The 14,086-nt window shown below is 54.2% G+C and carries 15 protein-coding genes and 1 pseudogene; 14 read left to right on the top strand and 2 right to left on the bottom strand.

Annotated features, from left to right (window positions below; genetic code table 11):
* The first annotated feature begins 214 nt into the window (after nucleotides 1-214).
* Complete coding sequence (locus BJL95_RS06365) at nucleotides 215-2,365, top strand: FAD-dependent oxidoreductase (RefSeq protein ID WP_071156388.1); 2,151 nt, start codon at nucleotides 215-217, stop codon at nucleotides 2,363-2,365.
* A 3-nt stretch (nucleotides 2,366-2,368) separates the two neighbouring features.
* Nucleotides 2,369-2,995 (top strand): TIGR04282 family arsenosugar biosynthesis glycosyltransferase, encoded by a 627-nt coding sequence (locus BJL95_RS06360; protein WP_071156386.1) that lies wholly within the window; start codon nucleotides 2,369-2,371, stop codon nucleotides 2,993-2,995.
* Nucleotides 2,996-3,110: 115 nt separating this feature from the next.
* Here BJL95_RS06360 and BJL95_RS06355 read toward each other — a convergent pair whose 3' ends face one another.
* Nucleotides 3,111-3,692: a carboxymuconolactone decarboxylase family protein gene (locus tag BJL95_RS06355; protein WP_071156384.1), complete on the bottom strand. Its 582-nt coding sequence runs from the start codon at nucleotides 3,690-3,692 to the stop codon at nucleotides 3,111-3,113.
* A gap of 155 nt (nucleotides 3,693-3,847) precedes the next feature.
* On the opposite strand from BJL95_RS06355, the gene BJL95_RS06350 reads away from it, so the two are divergent.
* Entirely contained in the window at nucleotides 3,848-4,723 is an 876-nt protein-coding gene (locus tag BJL95_RS06350; protein WP_071156382.1) for an AraC family transcriptional regulator, read from the top strand.
* A 9-nt stretch (nucleotides 4,724-4,732) separates the two neighbouring features.
* On the opposite strand, the gene BJL95_RS06345 is transcribed toward BJL95_RS06350, so the two are convergent.
* Nucleotides 4,733-5,632, bottom strand: a complete 900-nt coding sequence (locus BJL95_RS06345; protein WP_071156379.1) for a LysR family transcriptional regulator — start codon at nucleotides 5,630-5,632, stop codon at nucleotides 4,733-4,735.
* Between the two features lie 136 nt (nucleotides 5,633-5,768).
* Here BJL95_RS06345 and BJL95_RS06340 point away from each other — a divergent pair, with 136 nt between their 5' ends.
* The 11 genes and pseudogenes from BJL95_RS06340 (at nucleotide 5,769) to traA (ending at nucleotide 14,086) form a co-directional block, all read left to right on the top strand.
* Complete coding sequence (locus BJL95_RS06340; protein WP_071156377.1) at nucleotides 5,769-6,314, top strand: carboxymuconolactone decarboxylase family protein; 546 nt, start codon at nucleotides 5,769-5,771, stop codon at nucleotides 6,312-6,314.
* Nucleotides 6,315-6,461: 147 nt separating this feature from the next.
* On the top strand, nucleotides 6,462-7,748 hold the full coding sequence (locus tag BJL95_RS06335) for a pyridoxamine 5'-phosphate oxidase family protein (RefSeq protein ID WP_071156375.1): 1,287 nt from the start codon (nucleotides 6,462-6,464) through the stop codon (nucleotides 7,746-7,748).
* Between the two features lie 15 nt (nucleotides 7,749-7,763).
* Nucleotides 7,764-8,369: a glutathione S-transferase family protein gene (locus tag BJL95_RS06330; protein WP_071156373.1), complete on the top strand. Its 606-nt coding sequence runs from the start codon at nucleotides 7,764-7,766 to the stop codon at nucleotides 8,367-8,369.
* Between the two features lie 30 nt (nucleotides 8,370-8,399).
* Nucleotides 8,400-8,873 (top strand): annotated as a pseudogene (locus tag BJL95_RS06325) (DUF1348 family protein).
* Nucleotides 8,874-9,090: 217 nt separating this feature from the next.
* On the top strand, nucleotides 9,091-9,372 hold the full coding sequence (traL, locus tag BJL95_RS06320; protein WP_071156371.1) for a type IV conjugative transfer system protein TraL: 282 nt from the start codon (nucleotides 9,091-9,093) through the stop codon (nucleotides 9,370-9,372).
* The gene (locus BJL95_RS06315; protein WP_071156369.1) at nucleotides 9,369-9,980 is read left to right on the top strand and encodes a TraE/TraK family type IV conjugative transfer system protein; all 612 of its coding nucleotides are present in this window, start codon (nucleotides 9,369-9,371) and stop codon (nucleotides 9,978-9,980) included. The genes traL and BJL95_RS06315 overlap by 4 nt, the downstream gene beginning before the upstream one ends.
* On the top strand, nucleotides 9,977-10,939 hold the full coding sequence (locus BJL95_RS06310) for a type-F conjugative transfer system secretin TraK (protein ID WP_071156367.1): 963 nt from the start codon (nucleotides 9,977-9,979) through the stop codon (nucleotides 10,937-10,939). The genes BJL95_RS06315 and BJL95_RS06310 overlap by 4 nt, the downstream gene beginning before the upstream one ends.
* The gene (locus BJL95_RS06305) at nucleotides 10,939-12,309 is read left to right on the top strand and encodes a TraB/VirB10 family protein (protein WP_071156365.1); all 1,371 of its coding nucleotides are present in this window, start codon (nucleotides 10,939-10,941) and stop codon (nucleotides 12,307-12,309) included. Before BJL95_RS06310 ends, BJL95_RS06305 begins: the two co-directional genes overlap by 1 nt.
* 29 nt (nucleotides 12,310-12,338) lie before the next feature.
* Complete coding sequence (locus tag BJL95_RS06300; RefSeq protein WP_071156363.1) at nucleotides 12,339-13,142, top strand: DsbC family protein; 804 nt, start codon at nucleotides 12,339-12,341, stop codon at nucleotides 13,140-13,142.
* Entirely contained in the window at nucleotides 13,139-13,663 is a 525-nt protein-coding gene (locus BJL95_RS06295) for a TraV family lipoprotein (RefSeq protein ID WP_071156361.1), read from the top strand. The genes BJL95_RS06300 and BJL95_RS06295 overlap by 4 nt, the downstream gene beginning before the upstream one ends.
* A gap of 123 nt (nucleotides 13,664-13,786) precedes the next feature.
* On the top strand, nucleotides 13,787-14,086 hold the full coding sequence (traA, locus tag BJL95_RS06290; RefSeq protein WP_071156358.1) for a TraA family conjugative transfer protein: 300 nt from the start codon (nucleotides 13,787-13,789) through the stop codon (nucleotides 14,084-14,086).

Raw genomic sequence — 14,086 nt, 5'->3', positions numbered from 1 at the left:
TGCCTACCAGCAATGCCTGCAAGAATCTTGATCTACTAAGTGGCGATGATGTCTATTAAAGCAGTGAAATTAAATTTGCTGAGATTGTTGTCAGGAATGAGCAGCAAATACGACTAACTGGCGAGCCCAATAGTATTTAAGGAATTTAGATGTTTACCCAAACAACTTGCAAACACCCTCCGAAGCCTAGCCCATTCAGCATCGGTAGGTCGGCATCAAAACCTCCAGACTTTTGTTATTGCTGGGCATTGCCGCATTGATAGCGATATTTTTTGCGCTGGATTTGCAACACTACCTGACGCTGGATAATTTAAAAGCCCAGCAGACCGGTATCGCCGATTACCATCAGGCTCACCCACTACTGGCTATGGCACTGTATGCCGCGTTGTATATCGCGGTCACGGCGCTGTCATTACCGGGAGCGACGATATTAACGCTGGCTGGCGGCGCGGTGTTCGGTTTGCTATGGGGTACGCTGATCGTCTCGTTTGCTTCCAGCATAGGCGCTACTCTGGCGTTTCTCGCTGCGCGGTTTTTATTGCGCGACTGGGTCAAAACCAAATTCAGTGCCCGCTTGCAGGCCATTGATGAGGGCGTGAGTCGCGACGGCGCTTTGTATTTGTTTACCTTGCGTCTGGTGCCGTTGTTTCCGTTTTTCATGATCAATCTGGCGATGGGTTTGACACCCATCAAGACCAGAACCTTTTACTGGGTTAGTCAGGTCGGCATGTTGGCTGGCACCTTGGTGTACGTCAATGCCGGCACCCAGTTGGCGAAAATCGATTCGCTCTCTGGCATCCTGTCTCCAGCCTTGCTCGGTTCGTTTGCCTTGCTCGGTCTATTTCCTTTGGTGACCAAGAAAATGCTCGAACTCTTCAAGCAACGCAAAATTTACGCGAACTGGACTAAGCCGGCCAGCTTCGACAACAACCTGGTAGTAATCGGCGCCGGTGCCGGCGGTTTGGTCTCGGCCTATATTGCCGCCGCCGTTAAAGCCAAAGTCACGCTGATCGAAAAACACAAAATGGGCGGTGACTGCCTGAACACCGGTTGCGTGCCGTCCAAGGCGCTGATTCGCTCGACCAAGTTGCTGTCGCATATCAAACGCGCGCCCGAGTTCGGCATCGCCAAAGCCGAGGTTGAATTTGATTTCGCCACCGTGATGGAGCGGGTGCAACAGGTGATCAAAACCGTAGCCCCGCACGATTCCGTCGAACGCTATACCGAGCTGGGCGTGGAGGTCATCGAAGGCTCGGCCAAAATCGTTTCGCCCTGGGCGGTGGAAGTCACGACAGCCGACGGTTTCAAAACCCTCACCAGCCGCGCTATTGTCATCGCCGCCGGCGCCCGGCCTTTCGTGCCGCCGATTCCCGGACTGGAAAACATCGATTATATGACTTCGGATAACGTCTGGAACTTGCGCGAATTACCCAAGCGCCTATTGGTCTTGGGTGGCGGGCCGATAGGCTGTGAATTGGCGCAAACCTTCGCCCACCTCGGTAGTCAGGTCACGCAAGTGGAAATGGCGCCGCGCCTTATGCTGCGGGAAGACCCGGATGTATCGGACATCGTCCAGGCCCGATTTCAGGCGGAAGGCGTGGCGGTCAAAGTCAACCACACCGCCAAGGAATTCATCGTCGAAAGCGGCGAACACATTTTGCTGGCGGAAGCTAACGGCCAAATCGTCAGAATCGCCTTCGATAAAGTGTTGATCGCCATCGGCCGTGCCGCCAATGTACAAGGTTATGGCGTCGAGGAACTGGGCATTGCCTTGTCGCCGCGCAAAACCCTGGAAACCAACGCCTTTCAGGAAACCAACTATCCGAATATTTTCGCTGTCGGCGATGTGGCGGGACCCTATCAATTTACCCACACCGCCGCGCATCAGGCCTGGTATGCGGCGGTCAACGCCTTGTTCGGCCAATTCAAGAAATTCCGTACCGATTACTCGGTGATTCCCTGGTCGACCTTTACCGATCCGGAAGTGGCGCGCGTGGGATTGAACGAACAGGATGCGCAAGCGCAGAATATCGCTTATGAAGTCTCAACCTACGGCCTCGACGACCTGGATAGGGCGATTGCCGACGGCGAAGCCCATGGCTTTGTTAAGGTGCTGACCGTGCCGGGCAAGGACAAGATTCTCGGCGTGACCATCGTCGGCGAACATGCGGGCGATTTGCTGGCCGAGTTCGTGCTGGCGATGAAACAAGGCATCGGCTTGAATAAGATTTTAGGCACCATTCACATCTATCCAACCCTGGCGGAAGCCAATAAATATGTGGCAGGAGTCTGGAAGCGTAATCACGCTCCCAAGGGTTTGCTGGCATGGCTGGGCCGTTATCATGCCTGGCGGCGTAAGGTTTAAGCGATGCAAACGCTTTTCCCCGATAGTGTACTGCTGATTTTTTGCAAAGCGCCAATTCCCGGCCAAGTCAAAACCCGGCTGCAACCGGCCTTGAGCGCCGAACAGGCTACCCAAGCACATAAGCAATTGACCTGTATGACGCTGGATAGGGCCTTCCAGCAGCCTTTGTGCGCTGTTGAACTGCACTGCGCGCCGGACACCGGTGATGAATTTTTTCAGGATTACGCGCGCCGTTATCCGGTCACACTTCGGACTCAACACGGCTCCGATTTAGGGGAACGCATGCAACAAGCCTTCGAAGATGCATTAGGCCGATACCGGCATGCATTGCTGATGGGTTGCGATTGTCCTAGTCTTTCCGCAGACGACCTGCGTTGTGCACTGACGGCGTTAAACCAAGGACACGATGCGGTCATTGCACCCGCCGACGATGGCGGTTACGTCATGATCGGTTTAAACGAGGCACAACCGAGACTGTTCAGCAACATGAACTGGGGTCATGACCAGGTGATGTCTTCCACCCGTCGTCGGTCAGAAGACATCGGCTTGAAGGTTTACGAACTGGACAGTCAGTGGGACGTGGATACCTATCAGGACTGGCAACGTTATTTAGAGTTAACAAATCGCTGAGACGAAATGGCATTCCCCCAAAGGTTTCTTTAACTGTTTATGCATACAAAAAAGCCGAAATGCACCAATTGCACGGAATTGGCGCATTTGAGCTATGGCGAAAACAATCAACCCTTTAAGCGCATTTCTGGCTGCTGCAATGCGCCGGTTCGTCCCAAGCTTCGGCCTGGAATGCGGTATCCAACGGCGTATCGATAATGTGGTTGGTGTAGTTACTGAGGGTTTTAAGCGTCACGCCCAATACCACTTCCAATACCTGTGCTCGGCTGTAACCGACCGTGATAAATTTGTCGAAGGTTTGACCGCAAACTACGCCACGATTTTTCACCACGTCGCGAGTAAGGTTTGCCAAGGCATCCAACTTAGGGTCCGGCAACGGTTGCAAGTTTCTGATCGCATCGATAATGGCAGGATCGGCCTTGACCATGTGTTTGGCGATCATCGAATGTGCCGCCACGCAGTAGCTGCAATGATTCTCGGCGCTGACGACCAGCAGTACGACTTGTCTTTCGGTCGGGCTCAGCGAAGTTTGGTCGAACAGCGCCGTCAACTCGATATAAGCCTGCAATGCCGGCGGAGCTTCGGCCAAGCCGCCTTGCAGGTTGGGCACGAAGCCGTATTTTTTTAAAGCCCTTTCCAGTAGCGGTTGAGCCGAGACAGGGGCCGTGAGGATAGAATGAATTTTGAATTGGGGCATGGTATCTCTTTGAGAAAATTGAAAAATAACAAGCAGTTTGCCGCCGATACCGGTTGCGCCGGTTCTCGTTGCGACGAAGACAGATTAAGTAAAGCGGGCCGGCTATCCCATGCCCGCCATTCCGGCATTGTTGTCCGATCTTTCGGGAATGGGTTATGGATGCCTTAACTGCCCTAGTTAATACGCTGAACCTGCACGCCAAGCTGGTGTATTCCGGCGGCGTGTGCGGACGCTGGTTGATGGATCACAACTCCGAAACCTCGGTGTGGTTTCATCTGATCAGCAAGGGACAAGGCTTTGTGCATTCGCCGCGCTGGCCAACGCCGTTGGCGCTGGATAGCGGCGATTTGATTCTGTTTTTGCCGCATGCCGCTAGGCACTTCTTGTCGTATAGCGCCGAACATTTGCCCGAAACGGCCGACGACACTCGATTGACGCCTTGGCTGGATGGGGAAACAGGCTTCGTCTGTGGCGAAATCGAGCTGGCCGCGCCAAAATCCTTGTTGTGGCAGGCCTTGCCCGCCGAAATCGTAATTCGGCAGAACCAGGCCGGCAACGTCCTGGCCCGGATAATCGAACTGGCGATCACCGAAGCCTCGGCGCAGCGATTCGGCAGCGATTCGGTGGTCGAACGCCTGTGCGACAGCTTGTTTGTGTTGGTGATTCGTTACTGTATCGAGGAAGGTCTGGTGCGCGAAGGGGTGTTTGCGGCGATGCAGGACAAGCGGCTGGCCACCGCGTTGGCCTTGATTCATCAACAGCCCTGGCATGCCTGGACGCTAGCCGAACTCTGCTCGCGGGCCGGCGTTTCCAAGACGGTGTTGTCGGAAAAATTCGCCGCGTTGATCGGCCATTCGCCGATTGAATATTTGACGATCTGGCGCTTACAAATTGCCGCTCACTGGCTGATTGAACCGAATATGAGCGTGGAGCGCGTGGCGGAAAGAAGCGGTTACGAATCGGTGCCGGCCTTTAGCAAAGCCTTTAAGCGTCACTTTGGCGTATCGCCCGGAACGTTCCGGCGCAGCTAAATTTACCTGTCAATTCAATGCCAGTTCTGCCCGCAGCCTTTCAGCCATCAAATCCACGAAGGATCGAATTTTTGCCGACGAGTGGCGGCCCTCGCGGTGCAGAATATGCACAGGAACCGGTGGACTTTCGTATTCGCCGAGCACGATTTTTAGTTGACCGTTCCGTAGCGGTTCGGCGATTTGATAATTCAGCAAGCGGGTGATGCCCAGTCCGGCCATGGCGGCGCTGGCCGCCGAGTCGTTGTCGCTGACGCTCAATATCGGTTGCAATTTGACCGTCTGCGCCTGTCCATCGTACTGAAAGCGCATCTCGTTGTGCGGATTTAGACCGCGTGCCAGAATGATGCGATGTTCGGTTAATTCGTCCGGCGTTTGCGGTATGCCGTGTTCGGCCAGATACTCCGGCGAGGCACACAATACCCGCCGCACCGAGCCGACCCGCAATGCCCGGTATGAGGAATCCGGCAAATCGCCGATCCTGATCGCCACGTCCACACCTTCTTCCAGCATATTGACCACCCGGTCGACAAACAAAGCATTGACTTCCACCGCCGGATACCGGCGTAAATACTCGACAATACCCGGCATGATGAACAAACGTCCGAACAATACCGAGGCGGTCACCGTGAGTTGACCGCGCGGTTCGGCGTTGATGCCCAGTGCCGCGTCGTCGGCTTCATCGGCTAGGGCAATGATGCGTTTGGCGTCTTCGTAATACTTCTGCCCGGCCTCAGTCATGCGCACGTAGCGGGTGGTGCGGTTCAGCAACTTAACGCCCAAGCGTTCTTCCAACGCCGCCACCGCTCGCGTCACAGCTGGCGGTGACATGTGGAGCTTGCGCGCACCGCCGGCAAAGCCTTCCGCCTCGACCACCGCGACATACACGCTCATTAAATGCAGACGATCCATTGATAATTCCAATTATCGGAATAGTTAATTGGAAATTATAGATATTCTTTATTTTTATGCAATAAGACACACTGTACCCGCCTGCTGAATTTAACCCAGGCATACGACAACCACTTTCATTTTTTGGAGAACACTCATGAGCCGTATTACCAGCGTTAGTAACGAAACTGCCAATATCGAACAACGTGCCCTGTTTGAAGCCATCCAAGGTCAATTGGGTATGGTGCCCAATTTTCTGCGTGTATTCGCCCACTCTCCGGATGCCTTGAAAGCCTTCCTCGGCTTGCACCACATCGCCAACCACGGCTCACTGGATGCCACCACCCGCGAACGTATTGCACTGGCCCTCGCCCAGCAGAACCAATGCGCATACTGCTTATCCGCCCATACAGCCATCGGTCGCGAAACCGGTTTGAATGGCGCGGAAATCGAAGCCAACCGGGCTGGTACCAGCCAGGACGCCAAAGCGGCGGTCGCGGTCCATTTCGCCCGCGCCTTGGTCGAGCATAAAGGCGAGGTGACCAATACCGAACTACAAGCGATGCGCGATGCCGGTTTCAGCGAGGCCGACATCGTCGAGGTGATCACCCATGTCGGCATGAATATCCTCACCAATATTTTGGGCAAAGCCAGCCGGGTCGACATTGACTTCCCGAAAGTCGAGTTAAAACAAGCCGCTTAAAGCCTAACCGGGCGAAGCGCAGAGATGGCGTTTGGCCCGGTTTATTGCGCTGATTGGAATAAGGTATTGCAAATTATGACTATTCAGCACAGCTGATGATTGTGCCAGAGTAGCCATCAACATTTCACCCCGTCCGGAGTAAAGACCATGGCCCGTGCGTTTGCCAAGATCAGCTTCACCCCCAACGTCCAAGCGGTACAAACCGAAATGGGCAGTCGCACGGCCTACCGGACAGCCGAACTGGGCGACACCGAAACAGTGGCTTTGAGCGAATTCGAACAAGCCTTCATCACCGAACGCGACAGCTTTTATCAAGCCACCGTGAGCCAATCCGGTTGGCCTTATGTCCAGCATCGCGGCGGCCCGGCAGGATTCCTGAAAATATTGGATGAACAAACCATAGGTTACGCCGACTTCAGCGGCAACCGCCAATATCTTTCGGTCGGCAATTTGCGCGGCGACGACCGGGTCAGCCTGCTGCTGATGGACTATCCAGGGCGGCAACGCCTCAAAATCTGGGGCCGGGCGCGGGTGGTCAACGAAGGTAGCGAGCCGGAATTACTGGCCAAGCTGGAACTGGCCGACTTTCGCGCCCCGATCGAGCGCGGCATCGTCATTCACGTCGAAGCCTTCGACTGGAATTGCCCGAAATACATCACACCACGCTACAGCCAACGCGAAGTCGAAGCGCTGTTGGTTCAGACTCGCCAACAACAACCGGCGACCGCGACGCCACATGTGCAAGCAGTGCTGGGAAACGGTGCATTGCCGTTGACCATCAGCGGGATTCGCCAATTATCGCCGCGCATTCGCGCTTACGAATTACGCCATTCCGATGACGAGCCGCTGCCGAGCTACCGGGCCGGGGCGCATCTGCGTGTGCCGATCGCGCTACCAGACGGTACGATAACGAGCCGGGCCTATTCGCTGACCGATGCACCGGATGAACGGGATTGCTACCACATCGCGGTGCTGCGAATAGACGAGGGTGAAGGCGGCTCGTCGGCATTACACGACGGCTGGCAAATTGGCGCCCGCCTCAACGTCGATGCGCCGGACAATTATTTCAGCCTGCATGACGACGACCGTCCGGCATTATTGATCGCCGGCGGTATCGGCATCACCCCCATCAAAGCCATGACCGAAACCTTGGCCGCACGGGGTACGGCATTTCAGCTGCATTACACTGGCCGCACACCGCAGTACATGGCTTTTATCAAAGACTTGCAACGGCAGTTTTCTGATCGATGCCGGTTTTATTTCAGCCAGGCGCAAAACCCTACCCGGTTGGACGTTTCGGGGTTGCTCGCTAACGCATCCACCGATACCGTCTTCTATGTCTGTGGCCCAACCCGTCTGATTGACAGTGTGCGCCAAACCGCTCGCCAACTCGGCATTGCAGACGACAGAGTGCAATTTGAGAGCTTTAATTAACCGAAGGAGTCCAGCATGATTACCCTGTACGACATGCCACTATCCGGCAACTGCCACAAAGTTCGCTTGCTACTGAGTTTGCTGGCTTTGCCCTATCAAATCCAAGCCGTGGATTTACGCGGCGGCGAGCAGCGTGGCCCGGAACATTTGCAACGCAACCCATTCGCCCAGGTGCCGGTGCTGGATGACAACGGCCTTATCATCCGCGACAGCCAAGCTATTTTGGTTTATCTGGCCAAGCGTTACGGCGGGGAACCGTGGTGGCCGGACGATGCCTATCAGCTCGCGCAGATCGCCGCCTGGTTATCGACTGCTGCCAATGAAATCTTCCACGGCCCGGCCAAGCTGCGGGTACACCACAAATTCGGTAGTCCTATCGATACGGCAGCGGCAGGGCAAACCGCCAACAAAGTGCTGGGCATTATCGACCGCCATTTGCAAAGCCAGGATTGGCTGGTCGGCGATTCGGTATCCATCGCCGACATTGCTGTCTATCCCTACTTGGCGCTGGCTCCGGAAGGCGGTTTGGACATCGGTGCCTTCCCCAGCATCATCGCCTGGTTCCAACGAATTCGCGCATTGCCCGGTTACTTGGCCATGCCTGGCATGTGGCAAGAGTAAATCAATTCCTTTTCATCACGGAGAAACATCATGACCCAAGAAATCAAAGCCCCCGTCCCGCCCTTTACCGCTGAAACCGCCGCGCAAAAAGTGCGCATGGCCGAAGACGCCTGGAACTCCCGCGATCCGAACCGCGTCGCCTTGGTCTATACCGAAGACACGCTCTGGCGTAACCGCGCCGAGTTTCCGCAAGGCCGCGAACAAGTAAAGCAATTTTTGCAACGCAAATGGGCCAAGGAACTGGACTATCGCTTGATCAAGGAATTATAGGCCTTTACCGACCACCGCATCGCCGTGCGCTTTGCCTACGAATGGCGCGACGATTCGGGCCAGTGGTACCGCAGCTACGGCAACGAGAACTGGGAATTCAACCCGCAAGGCTTCATGCAGCGGCGCTTTGCCAGCATCAACGATTTGCCTATCAAGGAAGAGCAGCGTTTGTTCCACTGGCCGCTGGGCCGCCGTCCGGACGACCATGCCAGTTTGAGCGATTTGGGGTTGTAAATGGCCGATTGACGGTGCGGTTGAGCCATCTCGAGGAAACATCTTGCCCCTATTAGCCTCGGAGAGGATTGCATCCGAGATCAAGCTAAGGGTCGTTAAAGTTTAGAACTCTCAACCTACCGTCAATTTTTACAGCTAATCGCGAATTCGTCATCAGCTGCAAACGACCTCCTTAAAATCCGTTTCACAATAATGACCATCCCAACCGGAGGTCATTATGGAACCCGTAGCCATTCCCCAAACCATCGACGATCCGATCCATATTTTATTGTGGAGTGCGGACGAGATCGTGCCGTTCATGGTCAGCATGCTGACCGGCATGCTCATCGACCAGTTCATTCCAGCGTTGGCCATTGGCCTGATCGCCGTGAAGTTTTATCGCCGCTTTCGCGATAACCGCCCCGACGGCTACACCTTGCATGCACTGTATTGGCTGGGCCTTTTGCCTAGTCGCGCACATACCATTCCCAACCCTTACATCCGCCGGTTTTTGCCATGAGATTGTCGGATTTTTTGCAAACCTGGGACGGGCATGAGACCGAAAACCGTTTCAGTCGAGTCATTATCATCGGCTTACTGGTGATTTGTGTCATTACCTCACTGGCAGCTTGGCGTACCGAACGCAGCATCATTTTGGTGCCCCCTACGTTAACCCAGGAAGTTGAAGTAACGCGTAGTAGCGCCTCTAGTGAATTCAAAGAGTCCTGGGGCTTGTACATGGCGGAATTACTAGGCAACACCACCCCAGCCAATGCCGATTTTCTAAAGGTGGCCATCGAGCCCTTGTTGGCGCCAGACATTTATCGCAGTGTTCTGGATGCCATGACCGATCAAATCAAGGCCATCAAGATGGACCGCGTTGCGATCAGTTTTACGCCGCGTCATGTCGATTACGAAGCCGAGACCAATAAAGTCTTCGTCAGCGGCGAACTCAAAAGCCAAGGCCCCAGTTCCAAACCCGACATCAAGCCGCGCACCTACGAATTCATCATCGCTATCAAAAACTACCGGCCACGTCTGGAATTTATCGACGTCTATCCAGATTCGCCCCGAACCCTGGATCGATTGAAAGCGATGCAATCTCAACCAAGAGAAACTCACCCATGAACAAAACTTGTCGCCATTTTGCGTTATTGCTGACGATTAGCGCCCCCTTGTCTGCCGAGGAATTACCGATCACCGTGCTGCCGCCAGTAACCGCAGTAGCCGATCGATCACCGAGATCATCATCTGATGCCAGTCAAAATCAGGACTTAGGGATAGAGTTGCCACCCGTAGACGCTAGTATATTGCAGACAGCTAAGCAACAGGCGGCAGCCACATCGGCAACTTCGGTCGCTCCTCAACATATCCAAGTCAAACCCAGCATCAACGAACTGATGCCGATTGCCGTTGGCCACTTGAACCGATTGGTCACTCCGTTCGAACATCCCGTGGTCACCACCACCAGCCAAGCAACCACCAGCACCAAGGGCAAAATCGTCTATGTCGCCACGGCCGACGAAACGCCGGTGACCTTATACATCACCCCCGGCGACAATCAGGACATCGCCTTATCGCTGACCTTGATCCCCAAACGCATTCCAGCACGGGAAATCCATCTCAGTCTGGACAAGGACAGCTACAAGCTACTCAGCAAACTGCAATCGCCAAATACGTCTTCAGGCAAAACCAGCGATCAGGAACAAGCTTACATCGCCCAAATTAAAAAGCTGTTCCGCGACCTGGGTCTGCAAAAGACACCGCCTGGCTTTTCCCTACGCGATCCGAGTAAGAGCGAACATATTCAGTGCTTGCAAGATCGGGTGCAGATTAAGACCGGTCAAGTATTGGAAGGTCACGACATGTTGATATTGGTCGGTCTGGCTCGTAATACCGGCATGGAGCCTATTGAGTTTGACGAGCGATCTTGTGCAACGACCCAGGACGAGGTGTTAGCGGTTGCCAGCTGGCCCAAAGTCGTACTGGGACAGAACGAATCTACCGAACTCTATGTTGCGGTCAGACATGCTCCAGAAGCATCATCGACGCTCAGACCGTCATTGCTCAATGGGAGTCAACCCTGATGGCCGGCATGGACAACTGGTGGTCACGTTTGAGTCCTACCGCCAAGCGCAATGTTGCGGTAGGCAGTATCGGCGCCGTGCTATTGGCAACCATTATTGCTCTAGCATCAGTGTCACCGGAGTTCGCCAAGCCTACCAGTAAACAGGCGACGATCCAGCACATCCTGACCGACAGTGATCCTCGTTCTTTAGGCATTGACGGCATTTCCTCCCAGCTTCGCGATCTGCTGCAAAAAAACGAAGAGCAAGGACGGCGGTTAGCTGCGATTGAGGAACAGCAAAAACGCGAGCAGCAATCCGACGAACTGCGTTTCAAGCAATGGACCAGTGCAGAACGTGAAGCCTATGAAGCCAAACTCCAAGCGGTTAGCGGTGAAGTCGAGTCGTTAAAAAACAAAACCACAGTAACGCCGCCCACAGAGAGTGTTGATCCTAATGCATTGCCTGGCAACAACACAGCACTGCCCAATTATGCTGACCGCCGTTACAACTCGACTAGACCCAACACCGGTCAAGAAGATCTGAACAGCGTGTTTGAACAGGCGGCGATACCGTCACCGACGACTGGTAATGCCGGCGTCTCGAGCGGAAGAACCGGTGCCAATGCACAAGCGCCTGCAGCGATGCAGATTCGTGTGATCCAGGAAGACAAATCGTCTAAATCGCCCACAGATGCCAAAGCAACCGGTGAGAGTAGTGCCACTGATTCTACCCACAACGACGTATTCATCCCTGCAGGAAGCATTCTGACTGGCGTGTTATTGAACGGCCTGGATGCACCTACCGGCAAAAAAGCAAAAAAAGAACCAATGCCAGTACTGTTCCGCATCAAGAAGGAAGCCATTCTGCCCAACCGCTTTCACGCCGATGTCCGCGAGTGCTTTCTATTGGCCGCCGGCTTCGGCGACTTGAGTGCCGAACGCGCCTATTTTCGTGGCGAGACCTTTTCATGTGTGCGCCAAGACGGTGGCGTGATCGAAGTACCGATGAATGCTTATGCCACCGGCGAAGATGGCAAAAACGGGGTGCGCGGTCGCGTCGTGTCCAAACAAGGCGCGTTATTGGCGCAATCGATGATGGCCGGATTCCTGAGAGGCTTTTCCGATGCTTTTGGCCGCAATCAGATTCCGGTGTTGATGACCGGCGGCCTAGGCAGTCTGGCGGGCAGTACACCGTTCCAAAGTGCCTTTTCCTCGCAGTCGATGGAAGGCGGTGCACTGAAAGGTGCCGGGTATGCCATGGAGCGGCTGTCGCATTTTTACATGGACATGGCCGAAGAGATTTACCCGGTCATCGAAGTCGACGCCACCCGCCAAGTCAATTTCATCGTGCAGAAAGGCACGGTATTGAAATTGAAAACCGCTAGCTGATTCCTCAACCCAAGATCCGGAATGATTTTATGATCCTACGCCAGACCAGCTTACTACTTCCATTATTTTTATCGGCTTCAGCTGTATTAGCTACCACCCCACCCAAACCTAATGCATCTGACATTGCCGCCAGCTTACTGTCGATCAAAATCGACGGCATGCAGGATTTGCCGATCAGCGGATTGAAGATGGTCAAGACCGGCGCACAAACGGTGTTCATTTCCAGTAATGGTCGCTTTGCGTTTTACGGCGGTAAACTGATGGATGTCTGGACCCAGCAGGAAATCAAGGATTTGCCTGACATCGACAAAATCGCCAATCGCATCGATCTGTCGCGGATGAAACTCAACGTCAATGACTTGGGGCCGGTAACGATTGGGCATGGTAAAGAATCGGTATTGATCTTTATCGATCCACGTTGCCCGTATTGCGGCAAGGTTATGAAAGACCTGCAAGCCTTGCAGGACAAATACACCTTCAAGCTGGTGATGGTGCCGATCCTGGGTGCCGAATCACAAACCATCGTCGTACAACTGGCGTGTCAGTTGGGTTCAGCGGATGCCAAAATTAAGGACGCCGTGCGCAAACGACTGTTGAAACAGGATTACGCCGGGTTACCGACCGAACAACCCACGCAATGCAACAAAGAGCCGTTACAGAAAGCCATCGTTACCGCCAAGCTGTTTGACTTGCAAGGGGTGCCGTTTCTGATTGCCCCGGATGGCCGTACGCATAGTGGCGCACCGGACGTATTGGCCGATTGGCTGGAAAATAAACCCAAGGTCATCTCAACCGCCACAGACAACTCCCCAAAAGTGGAGAAAAAGCCATGAAACGTTATTGCCCGTTTCCATTACTCCTTTCCAGCTTGATGTTGGTACTTGTCACTGGCTGCGCAACTCAGTACGGCTGTAAAGGCATGCCGGACGAACCACAGTGTTTGTCGACCACACAAGCCTATCAAGCTACTAATCCAGCCTTGGTGGAACCATCAGTCGAACAGGACAATCACGAAGAACTTCATCGAACCGTATCCGATCCGAACATCCCCCAGCAACAACCAGTGCCCAAAATTGAAGACCCCACGCCAATTCGTACACCCTCGCAAGTCATGCGCATCTGGATCGCTCCTTGGGAAGATGCCGAAGGCGATTTGATGGTTTCCAACTATGTATACACAGAACTGGAGCCACGGCGCTGGATGATCGGTAAGTCGGCCCCGACTCTGAGTCCATCGCTGATTCCGCTACAAGTCGAACAACGGCCACCTGAAAAACATCAGGCATTAGATAACGATGATTTGGAATCGCGTGGTTTGCCATCCACGCTAAACAACCCAGCCGCCAAAAACTAAATTCTTCACCGCCATTACCTTCGGGATCGGCGAGTCTTAGTGGGCGACCGCTGATGTTGAGCCGGAGTTTGACTCCGAGATCGGACGGGTAACCGTCGTCATTCAACTATGAGGTCGTCTTGTATGAAAGTGTCCTATCGAACCGGGGTTCAAGTCACCCTGGCTTCCTTGTTTTTTGTGTTACTGGCACCCGACGCACTGGCCGGCGCCGGTGGTACCGAGTTCAACAACGTCTGGACCTTACTGACCGGTTGGGTCGAAGGTTTGTTGGGTCGGATCATCGCCATCGTGTTCGTGATTGTCGGTCTGGTCGCTGGCGTGGTACGCGGCAGCATCATGGGCTTCGTGCTGGGTATCGCCAGCGGCGTGGGCCTATTTGCGGCGCCGACCATCATCACCAATATTGTCACCGCGACACTATAA

It is taken from the genome of Methylomonas sp. LWB, assembly GCF_001856095.1.
GTDB lineage: Bacteria > Pseudomonadota > Gammaproteobacteria > Methylococcales > Methylomonadaceae > Methylomonas > Methylomonas koyamae_A.
The sequence above is the reverse complement of the archived record's forward strand: the minus strand, read 5'-3'. Positions and strand labels throughout refer to the sequence as shown.

Coding starts and splice junctions, on each gene's coding strand:
- BJL95_RS06360 (WP_071156386.1), top strand. CDS start 2,369: ATGCAAACGCTTTTCCCCGATAGTGTACTGCTGATTTTTTGCAAAGCG.
- BJL95_RS06355 (WP_071156384.1), bottom strand. CDS start 3,692: ATGCCCCAATTCAAAATTCATTCTATCCTCACGGCCCCTGTCTCGGCT.
- BJL95_RS06350 (WP_071156382.1), top strand. CDS start 3,848: ATGGATGCCTTAACTGCCCTAGTTAATACGCTGAACCTGCACGCCAAG.
- BJL95_RS06345 (WP_071156379.1), bottom strand. CDS start 5,632: ATGGATCGTCTGCATTTAATGAGCGTGTATGTCGCGGTGGTCGAGGCG.
- BJL95_RS06340 (WP_071156377.1), top strand. CDS start 5,769: ATGAGCCGTATTACCAGCGTTAGTAACGAAACTGCCAATATCGAACAA.
- BJL95_RS06335 (WP_071156375.1), top strand. CDS start 6,462: ATGGCCCGTGCGTTTGCCAAGATCAGCTTCACCCCCAACGTCCAAGCG.
- BJL95_RS06330 (WP_071156373.1), top strand. CDS start 7,764: ATGATTACCCTGTACGACATGCCACTATCCGGCAACTGCCACAAAGTT.
- traL (WP_071156371.1), top strand. CDS start 9,091: ATGGAACCCGTAGCCATTCCCCAAACCATCGACGATCCGATCCATATT.
- BJL95_RS06315 (WP_071156369.1), top strand. CDS start 9,369: ATGAGATTGTCGGATTTTTTGCAAACCTGGGACGGGCATGAGACCGAA.
- BJL95_RS06310 (WP_071156367.1), top strand. CDS start 9,977: ATGAACAAAACTTGTCGCCATTTTGCGTTATTGCTGACGATTAGCGCC.
- BJL95_RS06305 (WP_071156365.1), top strand. CDS start 10,939: ATGGCCGGCATGGACAACTGGTGGTCACGTTTGAGTCCTACCGCCAAG.
- BJL95_RS06300 (WP_071156363.1), top strand. CDS start 12,339: ATGATCCTACGCCAGACCAGCTTACTACTTCCATTATTTTTATCGGCT.
- BJL95_RS06295 (WP_071156361.1), top strand. CDS start 13,139: ATGAAACGTTATTGCCCGTTTCCATTACTCCTTTCCAGCTTGATGTTG.
- traA (WP_071156358.1), top strand. CDS start 13,787: ATGAAAGTGTCCTATCGAACCGGGGTTCAAGTCACCCTGGCTTCCTTG.